General features: G+C 62.1%; 20 protein-coding genes. 16 read left to right on the top strand and 4 right to left on the bottom strand.

Annotation, left to right across the window (positions count from 1 at the left end; all coding sequences use genetic code 11):
* Positions 1 to 117: 117 nt before the first annotated feature.
* Positions 118 to 1,002, bottom strand: a complete 885-nt coding sequence (locus tag O3303_RS01800; protein WP_269560361.1) for a universal stress protein — start codon at positions 1,000 to 1,002, stop codon at positions 118 to 120.
* Positions 1,003 to 1,127: 125 nt separating this feature from the next.
* Positions 1,128 to 1,409: a GNAT family N-acetyltransferase gene (locus O3303_RS01795; protein WP_269560360.1), complete on the bottom strand. Its 282-nt coding sequence runs from the start codon at positions 1,407 to 1,409 to the stop codon at positions 1,128 to 1,130.
* 188 nt (positions 1,410 to 1,597) lie between these two features.
* Here O3303_RS01795 and O3303_RS01790 point away from each other — a divergent pair, with 188 nt between their 5' ends.
* The 4 genes from O3303_RS01790 to O3303_RS01775 all read left to right on the top strand — a co-directional run bounded on the left by O3303_RS01790 (position 1,598) and on the right by O3303_RS01775 (position 4,639).
* Positions 1,598 to 2,068 carry a hypothetical protein gene (locus O3303_RS01790; protein WP_269560359.1) on the top strand — a complete coding sequence of 157 codons (471 nt, stop codon included), beginning with the start codon at positions 1,598 to 1,600 and terminating at the stop codon, positions 2,066 to 2,068.
* A gap of 37 nt (positions 2,069 to 2,105) precedes the next feature.
* The gene (locus tag O3303_RS01785) at positions 2,106 to 2,378 is read left to right on the top strand and encodes a hypothetical protein (RefSeq protein ID WP_269560358.1); all 273 of its coding nucleotides are present in this window, start codon (positions 2,106 to 2,108) and stop codon (positions 2,376 to 2,378) included.
* Between the two features lie 189 nt (positions 2,379 to 2,567).
* On the top strand, positions 2,568 to 3,386 hold the full coding sequence (locus O3303_RS01780; protein ID WP_269560357.1) for a universal stress protein: 819 nt from the start codon (positions 2,568 to 2,570) through the stop codon (positions 3,384 to 3,386).
* Positions 3,387 to 3,487: 101 nt separating this feature from the next.
* Complete coding sequence (locus O3303_RS01775; protein WP_269560356.1) at positions 3,488 to 4,639, top strand: Gfo/Idh/MocA family protein; 1,152 nt, start codon at positions 3,488 to 3,490, stop codon at positions 4,637 to 4,639.
* A gap of 202 nt (positions 4,640 to 4,841) precedes the next feature.
* Here O3303_RS01775 and O3303_RS01770 read toward each other — a convergent pair whose 3' ends face one another.
* On the bottom strand, positions 4,842 to 6,956 hold the full coding sequence (locus tag O3303_RS01770) for a TonB-dependent receptor family protein (protein WP_269560355.1): 2,115 nt from the start codon (positions 6,954 to 6,956) through the stop codon (positions 4,842 to 4,844).
* A gap of 462 nt (positions 6,957 to 7,418) precedes the next feature.
* Between O3303_RS01770 and O3303_RS01765 the strand changes: the two genes are divergently transcribed.
* From O3303_RS01765 to O3303_RS01740, 6 genes are all read left to right on the top strand, one after another.
* Complete coding sequence (locus O3303_RS01765; protein WP_269560354.1) at positions 7,419 to 11,378, top strand: cadherin-like domain-containing protein; 3,960 nt, start codon at positions 7,419 to 7,421, stop codon at positions 11,376 to 11,378.
* Between the two features lie 99 nt (positions 11,379 to 11,477).
* Positions 11,478 to 12,125, top strand: coding sequence for a DUF3575 domain-containing protein (locus O3303_RS01760; RefSeq protein WP_350356602.1), 648 nt, complete (start codon positions 11,478 to 11,480; stop codon positions 12,123 to 12,125).
* 22 nt (positions 12,126 to 12,147) lie between these two features.
* On the top strand, positions 12,148 to 12,858 hold the full coding sequence (locus tag O3303_RS01755; protein ID WP_269560352.1) for a hypothetical protein: 711 nt from the start codon (positions 12,148 to 12,150) through the stop codon (positions 12,856 to 12,858).
* Between the two features lie 10 nt (positions 12,859 to 12,868).
* A complete protein-coding gene (locus tag O3303_RS01750; RefSeq protein ID WP_269560351.1) occupies positions 12,869 to 13,588 on the top strand; it encodes a hypothetical protein in 720 nt (239 codons plus the stop codon).
* Between the two features lie 68 nt (positions 13,589 to 13,656).
* Positions 13,657 to 14,877 carry a PQQ-dependent sugar dehydrogenase gene (locus O3303_RS01745; protein ID WP_269560350.1) on the top strand — a complete coding sequence of 407 codons (1,221 nt, stop codon included), beginning with the start codon at positions 13,657 to 13,659 and terminating at the stop codon, positions 14,875 to 14,877.
* A gap of 91 nt (positions 14,878 to 14,968) precedes the next feature.
* On the top strand, positions 14,969 to 15,532 hold the full coding sequence (locus tag O3303_RS01740; RefSeq protein WP_269560349.1) for a hypothetical protein: 564 nt from the start codon (positions 14,969 to 14,971) through the stop codon (positions 15,530 to 15,532).
* Positions 15,533 to 15,600: 68 nt separating this feature from the next.
* On the opposite strand, the gene O3303_RS01735 is transcribed toward O3303_RS01740, so the two are convergent.
* The gene (locus O3303_RS01735) at positions 15,601 to 16,086 is read right to left on the bottom strand and encodes an energy transducer TonB (RefSeq protein ID WP_269560348.1); all 486 of its coding nucleotides are present in this window, start codon (positions 16,084 to 16,086) and stop codon (positions 15,601 to 15,603) included.
* Between the two features lie 173 nt (positions 16,087 to 16,259).
* Between O3303_RS01735 and O3303_RS01730 the strand changes: the two genes are divergently transcribed.
* The 6 genes from O3303_RS01730 (at position 16,260) to O3303_RS01705 (ending at position 20,783) form a co-directional block, all read left to right on the top strand.
* Positions 16,260 to 16,574, top strand: a complete 315-nt coding sequence (locus O3303_RS01730) for a sll1863 family stress response protein (protein ID WP_269560347.1) — start codon at positions 16,260 to 16,262, stop codon at positions 16,572 to 16,574.
* A gap of 252 nt (positions 16,575 to 16,826) precedes the next feature.
* On the top strand, positions 16,827 to 17,777 hold the full coding sequence (locus O3303_RS01725; RefSeq protein WP_269560346.1) for an alpha/beta fold hydrolase: 951 nt from the start codon (positions 16,827 to 16,829) through the stop codon (positions 17,775 to 17,777).
* Positions 17,778 to 17,863: 86 nt separating this feature from the next.
* Complete coding sequence (locus tag O3303_RS01720; protein WP_269560345.1) at positions 17,864 to 18,448, top strand: DUF7010 family protein; 585 nt, start codon at positions 17,864 to 17,866, stop codon at positions 18,446 to 18,448.
* 20 nt (positions 18,449 to 18,468) lie between these two features.
* Complete coding sequence (locus O3303_RS01715) at positions 18,469 to 19,551, top strand: sensor histidine kinase (RefSeq protein WP_269560344.1); 1,083 nt, start codon at positions 18,469 to 18,471, stop codon at positions 19,549 to 19,551.
* 139 nt (positions 19,552 to 19,690) lie between these two features.
* Positions 19,691 to 20,443: a LytR/AlgR family response regulator transcription factor gene (locus O3303_RS01710; RefSeq protein ID WP_269560343.1), complete on the top strand. Its 753-nt coding sequence runs from the start codon at positions 19,691 to 19,693 to the stop codon at positions 20,441 to 20,443.
* Between the two features lie 76 nt (positions 20,444 to 20,519).
* Positions 20,520 to 20,783 carry a hypothetical protein gene (locus tag O3303_RS01705; protein ID WP_269560342.1) on the top strand — a complete coding sequence of 88 codons (264 nt, stop codon included), beginning with the start codon at positions 20,520 to 20,522 and terminating at the stop codon, positions 20,781 to 20,783.
* Positions 20,784 to 21,120: the final 337 nt, after the last annotated feature.

The following is a 21,120-nucleotide window of genomic DNA, read 5'->3' as shown; positions in this document are numbered from 1 at the left end:
GACGGAAGCCGGGGCTTTTTTGGTTGTAGCAACGGCAAAAGTCGCTTACGCGCTATGGGCCACAGTATTTGCTCATGCACTAGTGGGGGCCAATTCAGATCATCAGGCCGGAAAACGCTACCGCTCAGGTACCGCCAATACTGGGATGCGGCTGTGCGCAATCAAGCCCGCTGTGACGCTCTGCAGAAACTGCCGGCCCGGATACATCCGCTGCCTCGCTATAAAACCTAGCAAATCAGCACGATGACGCGCTGCGCTATGCCGAATACCTTCTTCAATAGCAGGATACCGCGAAGTGGCAACTGTGTGCGCCATGCCAGCCAATAAGCCCGTTTGCTGAATACGGCTGGCGATATCTCCGGCCTCCGGCGCCGTTTCTGATGTGTACACGTGAATACCTACTACCTGCGGGATGGTGCGTTGGAGCAGATCATCGACGGCACCCAGATTCCCGTCCAGTCGGAGGGGCAATTGTGAGGCACTGAACGAGGACAGTAACTCCGGCACGATGGCAGCGGAAGCAGGTAATTCCACCGGCTTACGGTCCATATCAAATACTATACGCTGCGGCAGATGACAGGCGCGGTATGTAACCGGCACCACCAGCAGTGGCAGCGTTACGGTTCGGATAAGGTAAAGCCCGGTGCTGGTCCAGGCGGTACGCATGGCCTTAGCAGGGTTGCTGTTGCCCAACACCACGATGCCATTGGGAACAGATTGCAACAAGGCCGGGATTTCCTGATCGGGAATACCAGCAAGCACTCCACCAGCACACGACACAAACTGCTGTACGCCGGCCACTAAGTGATTAAGATTCTCCTGCACCTGTTTGGCCTGCTCCAAACAAAGGCTATTGAAGCAGTCTGCGGCAGCAGCGGTAACAGGCGGCCTTACATGCAGCAGTTGAATGTGTGCCATAATCGGCCGTGCCAGCACAATGGCATAGTGCAGGGCATTGGTAGCAGCGGCTGAAAAGTCAGTGAAAACAAAGAAGGTCAGCATGTGCGCAGTAGTTACGAAAGGCACTATCCTTAGCGAAAGCAGCCTGTAATTAAAGATACTGCCAATAGTTTTTTAGTATATTAAAACTATATTAAATATGATTTAAGTATTCAGCAGCTGATTTACTATGCCTCCAGCAAATCCTGGTATTCGGAGTGCTGACGCACGAAAGCGGCCATGAACTTGCAACTGGTGCGCACCCGTAGCTGGTGCTGGCGGGCATACTGCAGGCCGGCGTGGGCCAGCGCCTCACCTACGCCCTGGCCGCGCAGCTCTTCATCTACGAAGGTGTGGGTGAAGTCCACAACGTCCTCGGCGGGCGTGCTGTAGGCCAGCTCGCCAGTGTGGCCGCCGATGGTGGCAATAAATTCCTGGTCTTGCGTGTGGTGTTCGATGTTGACGGACATGAGAGAGAAGTAAGGGAACGACAGAAAAAAGCCGGTGCCAGATGAAGTAGCGGCCGGCTATTGTACTACGTGAAGCAGGCCCGCCAGGATTTTTTAGCGACCAGCCTAACCACAACCGGGCATGCCTGCGTATGCAACTCCGGAAGCCTTACGGCTACCTCTCCCTTCATCTTAGTTCTGCTACCCCTATGCAAACCCACCCTTCCGACCAAGACGAAAACACCACTCCCAACACCACGGGCAACACGGCCAGCAACACGCCCCAGTATGGCGAATTTGGGCACGCTGAAAATGCCGCTCCTACGCCCGAGCAGCTGGCCTCGCGCCCGGCCGGCACCAACCCCGGCGGCGTAGCCGCCCCGTCCTACGTGGAGCCTGAGCAGCGCGGCAGCGTGCCGCAGAACCTCGACCCCGAGGGCGTACGCGACGTGAAAGAAGCCGAATATGAAGACCAGCGCGAAGGTTGGGCCAAAGACGACCCGCGCTACGGCGGCGGCACCCGCAACTGGGCCACGGCCGAGCCGGCCAACAAAACCGAAGCTCCGGCCGAGCAGGAAGGCAACGACGGCCATAAAGCGCCCAACGACGGCAGCAACGACAACCCCGACGAATTCAGCGCCCTGCGCCACGACGGCGGCAAAGGCGTACCGGGCAAGTAAGCTTCCGACGCACCTCTCTCTACTTTTTCCAGCCCCCATGGCCACTCCTGATAACCAGAACCCCGCCGACGCCCTCGACCCGAAATCCGGCGCCAACCTCACCGACGAGCAGCGCAAGCACCGCGAGGAGCTGTATAGCTATAAGCGCGACGAGGAAGGCACCCTCGATACCTCGGCCATGCTCGACGACGCCACCGCCGGCGAGCCCACCGACAGCCCCACCACCGGCCCCGACCCCGACAACTCCAGCATGACGGACGAGCTGATGAACCCGGGCTTCAACAACCCCATCGACGATAATAACCGCTAGGATTCCATCTTCCCGGCGTTGCAGAAAGGCCTTCCGCGTTTTGTGGAAGGCCTTTTTCGTTGAACTCAGAACCACGGAGCAGCGCTGCCCGGTGGCTGCCCCCGGCGGGCGGGCCGGCCGGCGCAACCTTCTGCCGGGCCGCTACGCATAAGCAGTATACCCACCCACCCATTCCTCACCGCCTCGCCTATGTCCGCCCTGCTTGTCCTCACCGATTTCACGCCCGATGCCGACCACGCCCTGGCCTATGCCGCCGCCCTAGCCGCCCCGTTGGGAGCCTCGCTGGTGCTGCTGCACATCCGCCGCGAGTCGCTGCTTGACCCTGATGCCTTCACCGGCAAAATCCGGCACATGAGTGAGGGAGAAGTGGCCGCGGCCCTGGCCGAGCGGGCCGCCACCGTGCAGGTGCCTATAGTGGTGGAAACCGCCGTGGAAAGCGTAGCCAATGGCGTGGAGGAAGCCGTGAGCCGGCACCGGGCCGTGCTGGTTATCTTGGGCAAGCCCGATACCGATGCTACTCCCGACGAGCTGGTGGCCAGCACCTCGCTCACGCTGCTGCGCGCCACGCAGGTACCGCTGCTGGTAGTGCCCGGCCAGGCTAAGGCCGCCGTGCCACCGGCCCGCCTCACGCTGGCCGCCGATGGCCTGCCCTTCCGGTTGGCGCCGGCCATCATTGCCTCCACTCAGAAGCTGCTGCAACGGGTGCAGCCGGCCCTCACGGTAGCCCACGTGGCCGAGCCCGAAGATAGCGACGACTGCCGCCTGGCCCTGGCCAGTGTGCTGCACAGCGGCCTCGGCACCGACTTGCCTCATATCGATACCCACGGGGTGCGCCACATACGGCCCGCCGCCGGCATTCTGCAGGCCGCCGCCGAAACCCGCGCCGATTTGCTGGTGGTAGTAGCCCGGCGGCGCAGTTTCCTAGGCCAGTTGTTCAACCGCAGCGTGTCGGCGCAGGTGGTGTTGCACAGCACCGTGCCGGTGCTGCTGCTGCCCGCCACCGAGTAGTCGGCAGCACCGGCCGGGCCAGCCAAAGGCAAGCTGAACGTAACGCCCAACGGCCGCGGGCCGTTGGGTATTCCTGTAGGTTCATCCCAGCTCTCCGCTTTATGTCTTCTTCCAGCTCCGCCGACTCGCGCCGGCAGTTTCTGCGCCAGTTTGGCCTTACCGCCGCGGCTACTGCCGTGGCCGGCCCCACGGTAGCCCTGGCCACTTCCCCTTCCACTATGCAATACGACGATCAGAAGAAGCTCGGCTTCGCCATTGTGGGCCTCGGCAAGTTTGCCCAGCAGCAGATGATGCCTGCCTTCAAGGAATGTAAGCACGCCCGCATCACGGCTCTCGTGAGCGGCTCACCCGACAAGGCCCGCAAGCTGGCTCGCGAGTACGGCGTCGAGGAAAAGAACATCTACAGCTACGACAACTTCGATTCCATCAAGGACAATCCGGCCGTGGATGTGGTGTACATCGTGCTGCCGCCCGGCCTGCATGCCGAATACACGATTCGGGCGGCCAAGGCAGGCAAGCACGTGCTGTGTGAGAAGCCCATGGCCAACTCCGTAGCCGATTGCCAGAAGATGATTGAGGCCTGCGAGAAGGCCGGCAAAAAGCTGATGATTGCCTACCGGGCCCAGTTCGAGCCCTTCAACCTCGACGCCATTGCCCGCATCAAAAAGGGCGAGCTGGGCAAGCTGCGCCAGATTACGGCCGACCACGGCCGCAGCGTGAAGCCCACCGAGGAACCCGCCGAAGCCTGGCGCGTGCAGAAAAAGCTGGCCGGCGGCGGTTCGCTCATGGACATCGGCATCTACTCCCTAAACGCCACCCGCTACCTCACCGGCGAAGAGCCCGTGGAAGTTACGGCCCAGGAATTCAGCGATAAATCGGACCCGCGCTTCAAGGAAGTGGAAGACACCATCCATTTCACGCTACGCTTCCCGAGCGGCGTGCTGGCCTCCTGCACCAGCTCCTACAGCATCCAGGAGGTGAAGCGGTTCCGGGCCTTCGGCGACAAAGCCTGGCTGGACCTCGACCCCGCCACCGACTACTACGAGCACCACATGACCATCGGCGACAAGGACGGAAAGCGTCAGCCCAAGATCAAGGAAGGCAACCAGTTTGCCGCCGAACTCGACCACATGGCCGAGTGCGTGCTGCAAAACAAAACCCCCAAAACGCCCGGCGAAGAAGGCCTGAAGGATATTCGTCTCGTGATGGCCATCTACGAAGCCGCCCGCACCGGTAAGCGGGTGAAGGTGTAAGCGGCCACTGTCATTGCGCGCATAGTGTCATTGCGAGCAGAGCGAAGCAATCCTTCATCTCGTGGCAGACACTCTCCTTATCACAAAGCCCTCTGGCGTTAGTGTACTACACTACTGCCGGAGGGCTTTCTGCTTAGGGTAGTTCAGAGCAAGGAGAGGAAGGATTGCTTCGTCCTTCGACCTCGCAATGACAGCGTTCAGCTTACAGCTTCCAACCCAGCAGCACCCCGCCGTAGCCGTTGCGGGTGGGGGCGGGCTGAAAGTAGCGGGCCCCAAAGGCGTTGAGGTCGTTGCCGAGGCTGTAGCGGCGGTTGGTGGCGTTGTCGAGGCCACCGAACACGTCCAGCTCCAGGCGGCCGAGGGTGCGCCGCCAGCCGCCCCGCGCCCCGAACACCCAGTAGCCGGGCGCGGCTTCGGTGTTGGCATCGTTGAGGAAGATGCGGGCCTGATGGCTGACGGTGGGGCTGAGGTAGAAACCGAACTGCTCACTGAAATCGAGGCCGGCTGTGAGCGTGTGCGGGGCGGTGCCGGTGAGGCGGTTGCCGCTGAAATCCTGGCCTCCGCTCTCGTAGCTGCCAAAGCGGTAGTGGTTGTAGGCGTAGGTGGCGAAGGCGCGCAGGCCGGTTTGCCCTTGGGCACTTGCAGCTTGCCGCTTACGGCTTGAAGCTTTCTGCTCCCACAACCAGCCGCTCAGGGCTACCTCCAGGCCGCGCTGGCGGGTGGTACCGGCGTTGCGGAACAGGCTGGTGCCCTGGTCGGTGGTGAAGGTGGTGATGGTCTGGCGCAGGCGGAAATCGTAGGCGGCTAAGTCGAATTTCAGGCGCTGGTTCAGCAGCGTGCCGCGGGTGCCTACTTCGTAGCTGGTGCCGCGCTCGGCCTGCAGGTCGGTGTTGAGGCTGCCATCGGAGGGGCGAATTTCCTCGGTAGTGGGCGGCGAGAAGCCGCGGCTCACGCTGCCGTACACAGAAATCTGCGGCGTCAGCTCCTTGAGCAGCGCCACCCGCGGCGACACCACCGGCCGGAAGTCGCGCTGCACGGCGTAGCTGGTGGGCGCGCCGGGGCGGGTGGCATCGAGCAGGCGGTTGACGTCGTAGCGCAGGCGGCTGTAGCTGGCGCCGGCCGTCAGCAGGAAGTTGGCCGGCAGCTCATAGTCGGCTTGGGCAAACAGGAAGCCGGTGCCGGACTTGATTTCATCGTCGTAGCGCAACGGGCCCGTTTCGCCGGCGCGGTTCTGGTAGCTGCGGCCGCTCAGGAAACCGGCCTGGGCTTCGGCCCCACCCTGCAGGCGCAGCACGCGGCCGGCCAGGCTACTTTGGTAGCGCAGCGCCACCCGGGCGCCGGTTTCCAGGCGCGTGTTGCGCTCAAAATCCACCAGAAAAGGCGTCCGGATGGCGCTGCCGGTGCCGTAGAGCGTGGCCACCGAACTCAGGCGCGGCGTGAACCGGAACTCATGGGTGCCCCCCAGCAGCAGGGTGCGCGAGGCGTAGTAGGCGCGCTGGGCCACGGTGCCGGGCGCGGTGGCAGTACTTGGCCGCGCCTGCCGGGGGTCGGCCTGAAACTGGGCGCGGGTGAGGCCGCCGGGCAGCTGGTAGTTGATGTCGGAGTAGAGGCCGTGCAGGGCCACAGTCTGGCGGGCGGTGGGCTGAAACTCGCCGTCGAGGGCCAGCACGTCGCGGCGCAGGGCGCTTTGCTGGCGGTAGCCGTCGAGGGTCTGGCGGGCATATTGGGCGCGCACGTAGCCAGTGGCGGTGCCGCTTTCGGCGGTGGCGGTGTAGCGCCGCAGCCCAAAGCTGCCGGCCGTGAAACCCACCTGAGCGCGGGCCTGGCCGGCTTCGGGGCGGCGGTTGCGCAGCAAGATGGCCCCGCCGGTCCCGGCCCCATACACACTGGCGGCGGGGCCTTTCAGGGCCTCCAGGCTACCTATCTGGGCAGGATCGAGGAGGTTGAGCGGGGTGCTGCCGCTGGCGTCGGTGAACGGCAGGCCTTCGTAGTAGAGCTTGACGTTGCGCACCCCAAACGGCGAGCGGAGCGTGCTGCCCCGCACGCTGAGGCGGTAGCTGGCGGTGGCGCGCTCCTCCAGCCGCACGCCGGGCAGCGTGTTCACGGCCTGGGTGAGGGCCTGCTGCCCGAACCGGTCAAAGTCGGCAGCGCTAAGCACGCCCACGGCGGCGGCGGTGCGGCGCAGCGGTAGCTGCTGGCCGTAGCCCGTGACGGTGGCTTCGGGCAGGGCCACAGCCCGGGTGGTATCGGGCGCAGCGGTTTGGGCAAAGGCGGAAACGGGCAGCAGCAGCAGCGGCGCGGCGTAGCGGTAGGACATTAGAATCTGGAACAGGTTGCTAGGCCGAACGACGGAGCCAGCCGCAAGGTTGGGGGCGCCGCCCCAAAGCTACGGCGTACCGCAAGTGGGCCATGCGCTCATCTTGCGGCGCCATCCCGGGCAGAACCAGCCGGGCGGGCGGCTCGCCGGAATTATCGTTATATGATTATTCCTTTCTCATGCATTGTTATACTCCCAGCACACGGCAACACTTTCCCAACACAGTACCAAGCCCCTTCAAATATTCACTTAATGATTTGATATTCGCGTGGTTCTGACAATTTCCTTCTTTCTTTGCTCCTATGGAATCATCTATTTACTGGCTGCCAGTAGCCCCCGGGCGCGGCCATGACGGCTAAAAAAACCGCAAAGGCTACCCCCATTTGTATAAGCCAGAGCACTGATTCATTGCAGAATTTATAAAAATTCTAACCGCAGACCTTTCCACTTCACTCCTTTCCTATGTTTCAACCCCTACGTCACCTAGTCTGGCTCCTGCTGACAGCTCTGCTCTTTGCGGGAGCCCCGGCAACAGCACAAAACCTGCTGACCAACCCGAGCTTCAGCGCCGGAAATACGGGCTTCACGTCAGGATACACCTTTGTAACACCTACGGGCAGCTCAGGCCAGGGCACTTACACCGTCGGACCCGACAACCGGGCGTTCAACACCGCTTTTCCCACCAGTTTCGGCGACCATACCACGGGCAGCGGCAACTACCTGATTGTGGACGGTGCCACGACGGCAAACCGAACGATATGGGAGCAGACAGTAGCTGGCCTAGTGGCTAACCAGCCCTATCAGTTTTCCTTCTGGCTGCTGAATGCCATCGGCAGCAACAAAGCCCAGATCCAAGTGTCTTCCAATGGCGTGGATGTGGGGCCGGTGTTCACCAACCCCAACGACGGCGGCGTGTGGCAACTGAACACGGTGACGGTGAACCCGGGGGCCAGCACCCAGCTGACCATCCGGCTGCGCGGCCTGAACCTGAACGCTAACGGCAACGACTTCGGCCTTGACGACATGGCGCTGCTGGCTCCGGTAGCGAACCCGCAGCTCACAGCCAACAATGTTACCACGGCCAGCATCAGTACCAGCGCTACCATCAACGCCACACTGATCAGCCCACTCAGCGCCACCATCACGGGCCCGGCCGGCGCCACGCTGGCATCGTATACCCTCACCAGTGTGCCCACCACCGGCACGCTGCGCATAGGCAGCCCTACCGGCCTTCTGGCCACCGCCGGGCAGGTCCTGACTATCACGCAGGCAAGCCAGCTCTACTACCTGCCAGCCAGCCGCACCACGGAAAACCTCACGTTTGCTTACACCGTCACCGACAGCAACGGCAACTTCAGCGCCAGCACGGCCACCTATACCATTCCGCTTGTAGCCCCGGCGGCACCAACGGGCTGCGGCCCGGCCTACGGGGGCGGGGCCGCGGCTAGCGGCCTTTCGTCGGACTACTACGCCGGCTACTTTGCCGACAACCTGGCCTTTTTCGGCAGCACTACGCCCGGCCTCACCCGCATCGACCCGCAGCTTAGCTACACTAACAGCACCACCACGGCAGTCGATGGCTGGGGCAACATCATTCCGCCCGCCTCGGGCACCGGCACCGACCCCAACCAGTTTTCCAGCCGCCACCGAGGCAGCATCTTCATCCCGACGGCCGGCGCGTACACGTTCTACCTGACTTCCGACGACGCCTCGTACTTCTGGGTGGACGGGGGCGTGTTTGCCCCGACTATTGGCAACGTGACCATCAACAATGGTGGTGCGCACGGCCCTGTGACAGTGCAGGCCACCGTGACCCTCTCAGCCGGGCTGCACAACGTGCTGGTGTACTTCGGGGAGCAGACCGGTGGCAACACGCTCACGCTGGAATACAGCAGCGCGGCCGGGGCCGGTATCAGCCGCCAGATAGTACCCAACAGCGCCCTGTGCGCCGGGCCAAGTGCTTTGCCACCCGTGGCTACTGCCGTTACCAACTCGCCGGCCATGCCGAGCACCAACGCCTCCACCGCCATTCAGGCGCTGGCCGGCACCGACCCGAACGCTGGTGGGTCCGTCACGGGTTATGTTGTGAGCACGCTCCCGACACCAGCCAGCGGCATTCTGTACGTGGGCACCACGCCTGTGTCGGCGGGCCAGCTGCTGACAGCCGCTGAAGCTGCCAACCTGCTCTTCGACCCGGAGCCGGCTTTCGCCGGCAACGCCACGTTCACGTTTTTTGCAGTGAACAACGCGGGTATTGCCTCCAACCAGTCCGCCACCTATACCATTTCAGTAGTAGGGCCAGTGGCCGACGTGACGACGGCACTGAGCGGCCCCGGCACGCTGGGCGCAGGCTTGTCGTCGGGGACGTACACCGTGACATTCACCAACAACGGCCCGCAGGCTGCCACGCAGGTTACGCAGACCGTGCGCCTGCCCACCGGCGCCAGCATGACGGGCGCGCAGCAGGCGGCACTGCCGGCAGGAGCTGCCTACAGCACCGCCACCAACACCATCAGCTTCCAGACCGTGCCGGTACTCAACAGCACCATCACGAACACGTATACGTTCAGCTTTAATGCTCCTACCACCCAGGGCGCCAACTCCCTCCTGAGCACCGTGAGTACGAGCACCAGCCAGGGCGCTAACGCTGCGGCTGACCAGGCCACGCTGAACGTGACCGTAGTGGCCGGCAACATCTTCGTGACCAACGACGACACCAACGAAGTGCCCGGTAACACCACCAAGTCCGGCAACATCATCCTCAACGACGCCAACCCCGCCAACTTGGCCAACAGCAGCTTTGAGGTGCAGCTGGTGAGCAATGTGGCGCACGGCACGCTGGTGCTGAACCCCGACGGTAGCTACAGCTACACGCCCGTCAGCGGCTACCTCGGCCCTGACACGTTTACGTATCAGGTGCGGGTGCCGGGTACCACGCCTGATCTGTCCAACGTCTCGACGGTGCGCCTGAACGTGTACGACGCCGGCCAAGTGTGCACCATCGGCACGGGTACCAACCTGCTGGCCAATCCCAGCTTCACGAACGGCAACACCGGCTTCACGTCGGGCTACGGCTATGTAGCCGACAACCCCAGCGTCAACAACGAGCTGGTTCCGGAAGCCCTGTATTCGGTGGGCCCCGATGCGGCGCTGCTGCACCCGAGCTTCGCGGGCAATGGCCGTACCGGTACCGGCGACAACTTTATGGTTGTGAATGGCTCGCAGAACCTGTCCATCGTGTATCAGCAAACCGTGACGGTGCGGCCCAACACCTACTACAGCTTCTCGGCCTTCGCCAACAGTGTCAACCCGCAGAGTCCGGCGCAGCTGGGCTTCGTTATCAACGGCAAATCTACCTCCACGGTCACCACGCTGGATGGTACGACCGGCTACACGCGCATCTCCGACCTGTGGTTTTCGGGTAGCAGCACGACGGCCGTATTCGAGATTCGCGACGTGAACAAGGCCACTGGCGGCAACGACTTCGGCCTCGACGACCTGTACCTGGGCACTTGCGCCGTGGGCCTCGTGGCCAACGACGTGACCACGCCAGGCATCAGCAACACAGCGCCTTCCATCAGCATTCCGGCCCTGAGCGCCACCGTGACGGCGGGTCCGCCACTGGAATCGTTTATTGTCCAGACGCTGCCCTCCGCCGCGGCCGGCATTCTGTACCTGAACAGTACGCCCGTCATTCCGGGCCAGGTAATTCTGGCGTCGCAGGCTGGCCAGTTGTTCTTCGATCCGGTTGCCGGCTTCGTGGGCACGGCGGCCTTCACCTATACCGCCACCGACGACAGCGGCGCAGGTAGCAATAACACCGCTACCTACTCCATGCCAATCGACAACCGCCCGCTGCCCGTAACGCTGGTGAGCTTCCAGGCGAAGGTGGTGCGCGCCGTGGACGTGCAGCTGAACTGGCGCACGGCTTCCGAGCTGAACAACAGCCACTTCGAGGTGCAGCGCAGCACCGATAGCCGGGTGTTTGAGCAGGTTGCCCGCGTGAATGGCCAGGGCACCACGGCCAGCGCTTCTTCCTACTCCTACACTGATGCCGGAGCCGGCAAGCAGGGTACCAAGCTGCTGTATTACCGCCTGCGCCAGGTTGACCGCGACGGCACCGAAGCCTACTCGCCGGTACAAACCGTGCGCTTCGAGGGCAAAGCAGAGCCCGCAGGTATCTCGCTGTACCCGAACCCTGCCACGCCTACCCAGGCCACGCAGCTCGACCTGAGCTTGCTGCCCGCCGGCACCTACGAGGTACGGGTGCTGGATAACGTAGGCCGCGCAGTACTGACCCTGACGATGACTGGCGGCGACATCAAGCCGCTGGAGCTGCATAACGCCGCCAAAGGCACCTACATCGTGCTGGTGCGCGGCACCGACGGCAAGCAGTATGCCAAGCGTCTGGTGAAAGAATAACCTCCCTCGCGCCATCCGGACGCCCGGCTTTTCCTATCGTGGGAGAAGCCGGGCGTTTTGGTTTGTGGGTGACGGCTTCCGTGTATATTCCGCATCGTTATGCTTCCCGCTATGCCAACCACCCAACTTTACCTACCGCGCCGCCACCATCGGCCGTTACTGTTCCCGCTTAGTTTACGGCTTCAACTTGCTACCAGTGCCGCCCTGATGGCTGTGCTGTTGCTTGCGTTTACACAGCCAGTTTCGGCTCAGACCATAACTGTGAAAGCCAGCGCCAACCCCTTGCTTTCAATAGAAGACCGGATTCCGTTGTCGGCCAGTTTGGGAATGGAACTGGGCCTGACGCCGCACTCAGCCCTGCAGCTGACGGGCAGCTACCGCCACTTCCGGGCACAAGACCAAGAGCCGGACAACGGTCCTAAGGTGTATCTCGACTATCGGTACTACTTCACCCCTGCCCAGCCCCAGACCGGTTTTTTCGCGGGCCCTTTTGTGGGCGTGGGTCGGTTGAAGCTGGGTTTGGGCGACGTGCCACCTTCTGGTGCCGTACGAGGCAAGCGCACGGAGCAGGAGGCCGGCGTGCTGCTTGGCTACCAGCAACTATTCTCGCGGCTTACATTGGATGCTTTCGCCGGGCCCGCCTACCGCTGGGAAACGACCCGGAACGCCAACTATCCGTTCAGCCAAAAATCAGCTTTTCTGTGGCTACGGGCAAGTTTCACAGTGGGCATACGCTTGAAGAAGTAATTCGCCCATTCTACTTACTGTTATGCTACCCCTTAATCTCCACTTGCCGCGCCGCCACCGCCGGCCGCTGCTGTTCCCGCCGGGCCTACTGGCCCTGGTATGGCTGCTGTGGCTGGGCTGTGTGGCGCTGCCGCAGATGCGGGGCATAAACAAGCCTCAAGGTTATGTTACTCAGCTTACAATGCTCGGGCCCAAGCTTCCTGGCGCATTCGACTCCTTCAGTCCCCCACGTCCACTATGGCCACCATATTTTTCTTCCCTTGAATTAGCCGCCTTTCGCCCTTGGCAAAACATCCGTTTCACTGGCAATCTGTGGCAGGACTATTTCAGCTATCAGCAAACCCGAGTAGCGGCCAATTATTTGGGACAAGATACCACGTACCGGATGGGAATGAAGCTTGTTTTTGAACAGTCAGCGGCTTACAAAAGCTTGATCTTCGCACTTGACCAACTGCAAAGACGAGATATAAAGCGCTACTGGCTCGACATCTACCGTTTACCGACTACTCTATACGCCTTCACCGACTTACCAATTGCAGCTAATACGACCAAATCAAAGATTCCAATGATGGGGTGCGGTTATGGTGACGACGTAGTCACTTTGCGCCAGCCACCTATGCCTGTCGATTTCATGGAATTTATAACTCCCGACTGGCGCAACTCTTTACTTCTACTTCTCTTGATGGCGCTGTTGTCTGCCGTGCGGCTGGGGCGGCAGTTTCTTATCCGCTAGCTCTCATCTTATGATTTCCACCCAACTTCACCTGCCCCGCCGCCACCGCCGGCCGCTGCTGTTTCCGCCGGGACTACTGGCGCTGGCGTGGCTGCTGTGGCTCGGCTGCGTGGCGCTGCCGCAGATGCGGGGTATGGAACGGCCGCAGGTAATTATGCAGCTTACAATGCCGCCGCTTAACGCCTGTTTAAACTCCCATATGTACGGCATGACACTCAGCAATTATGATGGTACTTCGTCCCAAATCAATCCTTATAATTCGCCGCACTGCTGGTCATCGGGAAGAATAGAAAAATTTCGCTCTTGGCAGACTGTGCTGTTCACCGGAAATATTTTTGCTGATTACTTCAGTTATCAGCAGGCGTTTAAAGCCGCAAAATTCGTCGGATTAAGCCCTGTTTACGACAAAGGATTACGAATTCAATTCAGTGCTTATGCTTCATACAGCAGTCTGATCTACTCGATAAATCTGCTCAACGAAAACCACATTATTCAGTGGTGGCTTGATACACAGCAGCTACCTACGACCCTTTACGCGTTTACAACGAAGCCTAATCCCAGTCGATTTGGGGGCGATAGTGACCTCATCCTCACGCAGCTACCGGAGCCTGTGCTTACCGTTCCGTTGGCAGAATTTCTCCAGCCCGACTGGCGCAACTCCACGCTGCTGTTGCTGCTGATGGCGCTGCTGTCCGCCGTGCGGCTGGGGCAGCGGTGGCGGGCCGGATGACAGCCGGGCTGGAACCCCGGCCCGGGAATGGGAGTTGAATAAGGATTATCCTTCCTTTTCGACTTTTCATGACCAAAGCCCCACTCCTACTTGCTACGGCCCTGTTTGCCGGCCTCAGCTCCGCTACTGCCCAAAACGTGCCACCCGAGGCCACGCCGTTTCAGATGCAGGGCAACATCTATCTGCCCAAGAAGCTGCCCGCCACGCCCGAGCGGGTGGCCAGCCTGAAAGTGCCAGCCGGCTTCACCATCAGTAAGTACGCCGAGGGCCTCGACGCGCCGCGCATGCTGGCCCAGGCCCCGAACGGCGACCTGTATGTAAGCAACCGCGTGAAAGGCACCGTGACACTGCTGCGCGACGCCAACAAAGACGGCAAAGTGGAGCTGACGCAGCAGGTGGCCCAGAAGCCGCATCTGCACGGCCTCGCCCTCAAGGATGGCAAGCTCTACATGGCCGCCGTGCGCGAGCTGTACGTGGCCGACGTGAAGCCCGACGGCACGCTGGGCGAGCTAAAAACCCTCTACTCCGACCTGCCCGACGCCGGCCAGCACGCCAACCGCACCCTGCAGTTCGGGCCCGACGGCCAGCTCTACCTCTCGGTGGGCAGCACCTGCAACGCCTGCGACGAAGACAACCCCGAAAGCGCCACCCTGCTGCAGGTGAACACCGACGGCTCGGGCCGCCGCATCTTCGCTACGGGCCTGCGCAACACCATCGGCTTCGACTGGCACCCGACTACGAAAGCCTTGTTCGGCATGGACCACGGCATCGACTGGCTCGGCGACGAAACCCAGCAGGAAGAGTTCAACCAGCTCAAGCAGGGCGCCAACTACGGCTGGCCGTCCATCATTGCCGACGGCAAGCCCTACCCCGCCAACAAGCCCAAAAGCGGCGAGTCGTATGAGCAGTTTGATGCCAAGGCCGTGCGCCCGCTGCTGCTTTACAAAGCCCACTCGGCGCCGCTGGGGCTGGTATTCAACCGCAGCACGCAGTTGCCCGCCGACTATAAGAACAGTGCTTTCGTGACCATGCATGGCTCCTGGAACCGCGCCCAGCCCTCGGGCTACAAAATCGTGCGGGTGCGCTTCAACGAGCAGGGCCAGCCCCAGCAGTTCGAGGATTTCGCCACGGGCTGGCTGGTGGAAAACGATAAGTCGGAGTTCGGCCGTCCCTGCGCCATCGTACAGGCCGCTGACGGGGCGCTGCTGGTATCCGACGACGACAACGGCGTGATTTACCGCATTGCCTACGCGGGCAACCCCGCCAACAAGAACAAAAAACGCGGTTAAGCTTTCTCTGCGTTAGCTAGCCGTTTCCCTGTCATCCGGAGCATTCCGCGCATCAAGCGGAATGCTCCGGATGACAGCTATTTTTACGCCTATGCCTGCCCTCACGCCCGACCTCCGCAAAGCCCTGTTGGCCCTGCCCCAGAAAGAGAAAGACCAGCTCCTGACGCGCCTTGTGGCCCAGGATGCCGTGCTGGTAGAGCAGCTGACCTACCGCCTACTGGAGCTCGACGACGACACCGACGCCCTGGAAACCCGTCGCCAGCGCCTGCGCACCCAACTCGACGACCCCGTGCGCGGCTACCACCAAACCCCCAACGACCTGCTCCACATTGTGCGGCAGCTGCAGGCTCGCTTGGCGTATCACGCCAAAATCACGGGAGATGCCTTTGGGGAAATTGAGCTGACGCTGCGGCTATTGGGCAACGTCCTGCGCCACCAGCACGAGGCCGTGGCGCGCCTGCATGGCCCCACCCAGCCGCTGCTACAGCACCTGGCCCGCCGCACCCATGAGGTGCTGCGCCAAACCTCTAAGCTCCACCCCGACTACCTCACCGAGCTGGAGCCGGCCCTCAACGAGGTGCTGGCGCTGCTCTATGCTTCCGCCGCCGCGCCCCTAGCACGGGAGCTGGGAATACCGGCGTCAATTGGGAATTGAGGACTGTGTCGTTAGACTAGCTGGAGTCTGAAAACGCACGAACGTCATGACGTTCTTTTACTGCCCCTCTACTCCAGCGCCCGGAACACGATGGGCAGGGTGTAGGCCACGCGCACGGGCTGGCCGGCTACGCGGCCGGGCGTCCACCAGGGCATGATGCGCACCAGGCGCAGGGCTTCCTCGTCGAGGCCACCGCCCAGGCCCCGCACCACTTTGGGGTCGATGATGTGGCCCTGCTCATCCACCACAAAGCTGATGTGCACCTTGCCCGACAGATTGCGCCGCAGGGCTTCGTCGGGGTAGCGGAGCTTCTGGCGCAGAAACTGCTGAAACGCCGACGCGCCGCCGGGAAACGCTGGCATTTCGTCGGCGGCATGGTAGAGCACGGGCGCTACTGGCGCTACTGGCACTACGGGGCTGGCTGGCGCGGCCGCGGAGGTGGCCGGGCCGGCGAGGCTGGAGTCGGAATCGGTTAGGGCAGTGCTGTTAGCTGTTTGGGCGGCCAGCAGGCGGGGCATCAGGAGCAGAAGTACAAGCGTAGCGAGACGAAGCATAAGCATCTGAGCATATAGTGAGACGTGCGCAAAGCTAGGGCTCGGCCCAGGCGCCTCGGTAACGCCAATATTATGCTTGCGTTGCGCTTATGTTGGTAACATTGGCTGTATCCTTTCAGGGCCGAAAGCTGTATCTTAAGGGGTACCCTCCTGCTCACTTCACCGCTACTGCCATGTCGACGCTGCCCTCCCCCGAACACGTGCGCCCCCCGCAAAACCTGTCCGATGCCTCGCTCCGGCTGGCCCTGACGGAGCTGGAAAGCAAAATCCAGACCCTGCGCAACCGCGCCCACGCTACCACGGCCGGCGCGCCCCACACCTACCACGAGCACATTGCCAGCCTCGAAGCCAAGCGCCAGAAGCTGCAGGAGCGCCTCGGCACCGCCCCCGCCACGCCCGAAACCAACGTTCACTCCGACCGGAGCGCCTGGGATGAAATATGGCAGGGAATTGAGAACCTGCGGCAGGATTTGCGCAACATCATCTGAGCACAGAGCTCGGAATACGCAGTTCCTGCCTACCAAAGCCTGAAGAAGACCTGCCGTCAGCAGGTCTTCTTTTTTTGCGCGCAGGCCAGGGCTGCCGGCGCCGGCCGGGTTGGATTCGCGAATCCGTTCGGCGGGAAAATCTGCAGCTCAGGCGCCGGATTTACCGTTCGCTGAAAAGTGGTTTCAGAAGGCAGAAAGCGCGGCTAGGTTTGAAGCAGAAATCAACCTCCAACCCTTCTTTCCTGCTTCGCTATGAACCTGACCGCCTGCCTCCGCCCTATCTGCCTCGCCCTGCTGCTGGCCGCTTCCACCACCGCAGAAACGGCCGTTGCCGCAACGCCGGCAGTAGCCGCTGCCGCCAGCGCCGCCACCGACAACCCCGCCACTCACCCCAGCTTCACGGTGCGGGTGGTGGGCAAGGGCCGCCCCATGCTGCTGATTCCGGGCCTCACCTGCCCCGGCGCCGTCTGGGACGAAACCGTGGCCCGCTACCAGCGCCAGTATCAGTGCCACATCATCAGTTTGGCCGGCTTCGGCGGCAACGCGGCCCCGGCCTCCACCGACAAGCTGCTGCAGAACGTGCGCGACCAGCTGCTGGCCTACATCAAAACCCAGAAACTGAGTAAGCCTGTGGTAGTAGGCCACAGCCTGGGCGGCTTTATGGGCCTGTGGCTGAGCGCCACCCAGCCCGAGGCCGTAGGCCCGCTGGTGATTGTGGATTCGCTGCCGTTTCTGGCGGCCGTGCAGAACCCCGTCCAGACTGTGGAAGGCGCCCGGCCCATGGCCGAAGGCATGCGCAAGCAAATGACCGCCGGCCAGATGACGATGGCCGCCGCCCGCCAGATGAGCGCCACCATGATGCAGGACACCGCCCGCATCACGCAAACCGCCCGCTGGAGCGCGGCCTCCGACCCGGCCACCGTGGCCCAGGCCATGTATGACCTCTTCACGACCGACCTACGCCAGGATATTGCCCGGGTGCAGCAGCCGGTGCTGGTGCTGGGCGCCTGGGCCGCCTATAAGGCCTACGGCTCCACCAAGGAAAGCACCCGTGCCATATTTGAGCAGCAGTACGCCCGCCTGCCCCAGCACCGCATCGAAATGTCGGAGGCCGGCCGCCACTTCCTGATGTACGACGACACGCAGTGGTTTTTCCAGCAAACCGACGCGTTCCTACAGCAGCATTACGTGGCGAAAAAGTAAGAACTATCTTGCCACTATGGCGTGAGCGTCTGCCCGCCGGTCTACTGCTGGGCAGATGTCTACACCTTCGTTCACCCTACTTTCTCATGATACGCAAACAGGATTTCGAGGCGCTGAGGCTGGAGCTGTCGGTGAAGGCGAAAAACGGGCTGGATTTCATTGTGGCGGCTACGGTGGTCTGGGTGGCTATTGCCTTCGTTTGGGCGCAACCCAACTCCGCCACGCAAAACAGCTTCATCACCTTTATGGTGGGTGCCGCCGTGCTGCCGCTGGCCGGGCTGCTGTCTAGGGCATTTGGCACCACTTGGAAGCTGCCGCACAATCCGCTGCAGCCGCTGGGCTTGTGGCTGAACTTCGCCCAGCTCTTTTACTTCCCGTTCCTACTGTTTGTGTTCAGCCGCTATCCGCAGCACTTCATCATGACCTACGGCATCATCACGGGGGCGCATTTCTTCCCATACGCGTGGTTTTACCAAGCTTGGCCCTACGCCTTTATGGCCGGTCTGATTCCAGTGGGCTGCCTGGTGCTGGGGCTGCGCGTGGCCGCACCCGACCTGTACCTGATACCAACATTTGTGGCCGGGGCGCTGCTGGTGCTGGGCGGGCTACTGGTGCTCTCGTACCGGCGCAACCGGCAGGCCTATCTTCTCACCTTGCCGGCCGGCCAGTAGCGGCGGCTTCGTTTCTGCCCATGTTCTCCTACGCCTCCGCCCCTCCCCCCAGCCGACTGTACTGGCGCCTGCAGTTGCTGGGCTGGAGCCTGTACTTTGTGTTCAACGTGCTGCTGTTTTCCGTCTTCGGGCGGTTTTCCGGCGAGTTGGTGCTGATTACCACAGCCATTGTGCTACCCGTAATGGGTTTGTCGCACGTGTTGCGCTACCACATCCGGGCCAATGGCTGGGAGCTGCTGCCGCCCCTGCCGCTGTTGGGGCGCCTGCTCGTAACCAATGCGCTGCTGTCGGTGCTGAGCCAGGTTATCATTTGGGCGCTGCTGATCTGGGTGGTGCGGCCCAGCCCCGATGGGCGGCCGCACGGCTGGGCGCAGTTTCTGGGCTACTCGCTCAACGTCAACTTTATGCTGTGGCTGTGGGCGGGCTTCTATTTCGGCTGGCACTTTTTCCACCGCTACAAGCAGGCCGAAGTGGATAAGTGGCGGCTGACGGCGGCCGTGCGGGAAGCGGAAATGCGCACCCTCAAGGCCCAGATCAACCCGCACTTCCTCTTCAACGGCCTCAACAACATCCGGGCTCTGGTGATGGAGGACCCCACCCGCGCCCGCACCATGATGACCCACCTATCCGACCTGCTGCGCTACTCCATCCAGCTCAGCGCGGCCGAGCAGGTGCCGCTGGGCCGCGAGCTGGAGATTGTGGAGCACTACCTGCAGCTGGAAGCCCTGCAGCTGGAAGAACGCCTCACCTACACCCTCGACGTGGATCCGGCAGCCGAAGCAGTGCTCATCCCGCCCATGACGCTGCAGCTACTCGTCGAAAATGCCATCAAGCACGGGCTGGCCCCACGGCCCGAAGGCGGCCGGATTCAGCTCACGGCCCAGCTCGACGGCGCCGGGCAGCTGCGCGTAAGCGTCCGCAACACGGGCCGCTACCAGCCCCAGCCCGGCCACGACGGCGTGGGCGTGCGCAACGCCCGCGAGCGGCTGGCCCTGCTCTTCGGCCCCGCCGCCCACCTCACCATCCACAACGACCCCGCCGAACCCGACACCGTGGTAGCGCACCTCAGCCTGCCAGTGCGAGCCGAGGCGCTGCCGGCGTGAGCGTGCTGTCATCCTGAGCTTGCGAAGGACCTTATCAGGCTAGAACGGGTCGTTATTACGATTATCGTTCTGATGACATAAGATCCTTCGCAAGCTCAGGATGACAGAATATTCCCCATCACCTCATTACCCCATCACTGTGAACGTTCTGCTCGTTGACGACTCGCGGCTGGCCCGCACCGAACTGCGCCACCTGCTGCAGGCCTTCCCTGACGTGACGGTGATAGGCGAAGCCCGTCACGCCGCCGAGGCCCGCACCCGCCTGCAGGAGCTGCGTCCCGATCTGCTGCTGCTCGACATCCATATGCCCGGCGAAACCGGCTTCGAGTTGCTGGCCTCATTGGAAGTGGCCCCGCACGTCGTGTTCACCACCGCCTACGACGAGTATGCGCTGCGGGCTTTCGAGGTGAATGCCCTGGACTATCTGCTGAAGCCCGTGCAGGAATCCCGGCTGGCCGCCGCCCTGGAAAAGGCCCGCGCCAAGCTGCTGGCCCCGGCCGAAGCAGCCCCGGCCCTACCGGCCCCGCCCCCGGCCAGCGAGCCGGCCGCCACCCTGCTCACCGAGCACGACCAGGTGTTTGTGAAGGACGGCGAGCGGTGCTGGTTTGTGCGGCTGGCCGATATCCGGCTGTTTGAAATCAACGGCAGCTACACCCAGATCTACTTCGAGCAGCACCGCCCCCTGATTCCGCGGACTCTGCAGCACCTGGAGCAACGCTTCGACCCGCGCGTATTCTTCCGGGCTAACCGCCAGCAGATCATCAACCTGAAATGGATTGAGGGCATTGAGCCCTGGTTCAGCAGCACCCTCAAGATCCGGCTGCGGGGCGGCCCCGAGGTGGAAGTATCGCGGCAGCAGTCGGTGCGGTTCCGCGAACTGCTTAGCCTGTAGTATAATGCAGGGAAGCTGTATCTTTTTTTAGGCGGTTGTAGTACACGCGGAAGTACCCTTTGTACTTCCTACCGTCATGAAATCACTTCTTCCCATACTTGCCCTTGCTACTCTGATCGGCCTTGGCTCCTGCGCGCAGGACCGGACGGCCCAAAGTGCCAATCCACGCGGCTATGGCACCGTAAAAGTAAAATCCGAGCAGCGCGGCAACAACAAGGCCCGCTTCCGCAAAGAGCGCAACCCCATTGATCTGGGCATCGACCTCTCGCCCCGGAAGGCCACTCAGTACGAAACCGTGAAGGCCCCCAAGAAATATAAGTACAGCAAAGTGGGCTGGTAAGCTCCGGCGCCGATAGCCAGCCATAAAGGCCCTGCCGCGTAATACGGCAGGGCCTTTGTGCTTATCCAGCGCTGAAAAGGCGGCAAATGCACCTGCAGAATCCGCTGACAAACCGCCTGCGAGCGACCTGCGGCACCTCAAAAGCAATTTGCACTAAAGCAGGAAAAGCTGGAGAAAACTTCTCCCAGCCAGTATTGGTAGGGGATTTCCGGCTGTTGATCGAAAATCGGATAATGTAGCGCTGTAGCGCCCTTCGAAAAGCCTAAATTTACCTTACCCTGCAGCGTCTCTGTTGGCGGCTGCCAAACATCCGATTGCCGGGCAGCTTCGTTAATTA

The sequence above is a fragment of the Hymenobacter canadensis genome (assembly GCF_027359925.1).
Lineage (GTDB): Bacteria > Bacteroidota > Bacteroidia > Cytophagales > Hymenobacteraceae > Hymenobacter > Hymenobacter canadensis.
Note: the sequence above shows the minus strand (reverse complement) of the source record. Positions and strands in the feature narration are given on the sequence as shown.

Excerpts from the sequence above, each read along its gene's own strand:
- O3303_RS01800 (WP_269560361.1), bottom strand. The coding sequence starts at position 1,002 with ATGCTGACCTTCTTTGTTTTCACTGACTTTTCAGCCGCTGCTACCAAT.
- O3303_RS01795 (WP_269560360.1), bottom strand. The coding sequence starts at position 1,409 with ATGTCCGTCAACATCGAACACCACACGCAAGACCAGGAATTTATTGCC.
- O3303_RS01790 (WP_269560359.1), top strand. The coding sequence starts at position 1,598 with ATGCAAACCCACCCTTCCGACCAAGACGAAAACACCACTCCCAACACC.
- O3303_RS01785 (WP_269560358.1), top strand. The coding sequence starts at position 2,106 with ATGGCCACTCCTGATAACCAGAACCCCGCCGACGCCCTCGACCCGAAA.
- O3303_RS01780 (WP_269560357.1), top strand. The coding sequence starts at position 2,568 with ATGTCCGCCCTGCTTGTCCTCACCGATTTCACGCCCGATGCCGACCAC.
- O3303_RS01775 (WP_269560356.1), top strand. The coding sequence starts at position 3,488 with ATGTCTTCTTCCAGCTCCGCCGACTCGCGCCGGCAGTTTCTGCGCCAG.
- O3303_RS01770 (WP_269560355.1), bottom strand. The coding sequence starts at position 6,956 with ATGTCCTACCGCTACGCCGCGCCGCTGCTGCTGCTGCCCGTTTCCGCC.
- O3303_RS01765 (WP_269560354.1), top strand. The coding sequence starts at position 7,419 with ATGTTTCAACCCCTACGTCACCTAGTCTGGCTCCTGCTGACAGCTCTG.
- O3303_RS01760 (WP_350356602.1), top strand. The coding sequence starts at position 11,478 with ATGCTTCCCGCTATGCCAACCACCCAACTTTACCTACCGCGCCGCCAC.
- O3303_RS01755 (WP_269560352.1), top strand. The coding sequence starts at position 12,148 with ATGCTACCCCTTAATCTCCACTTGCCGCGCCGCCACCGCCGGCCGCTG.
- O3303_RS01750 (WP_269560351.1), top strand. The coding sequence starts at position 12,869 with ATGATTTCCACCCAACTTCACCTGCCCCGCCGCCACCGCCGGCCGCTG.
- O3303_RS01745 (WP_269560350.1), top strand. The coding sequence starts at position 13,657 with ATGACCAAAGCCCCACTCCTACTTGCTACGGCCCTGTTTGCCGGCCTC.
- O3303_RS01740 (WP_269560349.1), top strand. The coding sequence starts at position 14,969 with ATGCCTGCCCTCACGCCCGACCTCCGCAAAGCCCTGTTGGCCCTGCCC.
- O3303_RS01735 (WP_269560348.1), bottom strand. The coding sequence starts at position 16,086 with ATGCTTCGTCTCGCTACGCTTGTACTTCTGCTCCTGATGCCCCGCCTG.
- O3303_RS01730 (WP_269560347.1), top strand. The coding sequence starts at position 16,260 with ATGTCGACGCTGCCCTCCCCCGAACACGTGCGCCCCCCGCAAAACCTG.
- O3303_RS01725 (WP_269560346.1), top strand. The coding sequence starts at position 16,827 with ATGAACCTGACCGCCTGCCTCCGCCCTATCTGCCTCGCCCTGCTGCTG.
- O3303_RS01720 (WP_269560345.1), top strand. The coding sequence starts at position 17,864 with ATGATACGCAAACAGGATTTCGAGGCGCTGAGGCTGGAGCTGTCGGTG.
- O3303_RS01715 (WP_269560344.1), top strand. The coding sequence starts at position 18,469 with ATGTTCTCCTACGCCTCCGCCCCTCCCCCCAGCCGACTGTACTGGCGC.
- O3303_RS01705 (WP_269560342.1), top strand. The coding sequence starts at position 20,520 with ATGAAATCACTTCTTCCCATACTTGCCCTTGCTACTCTGATCGGCCTT.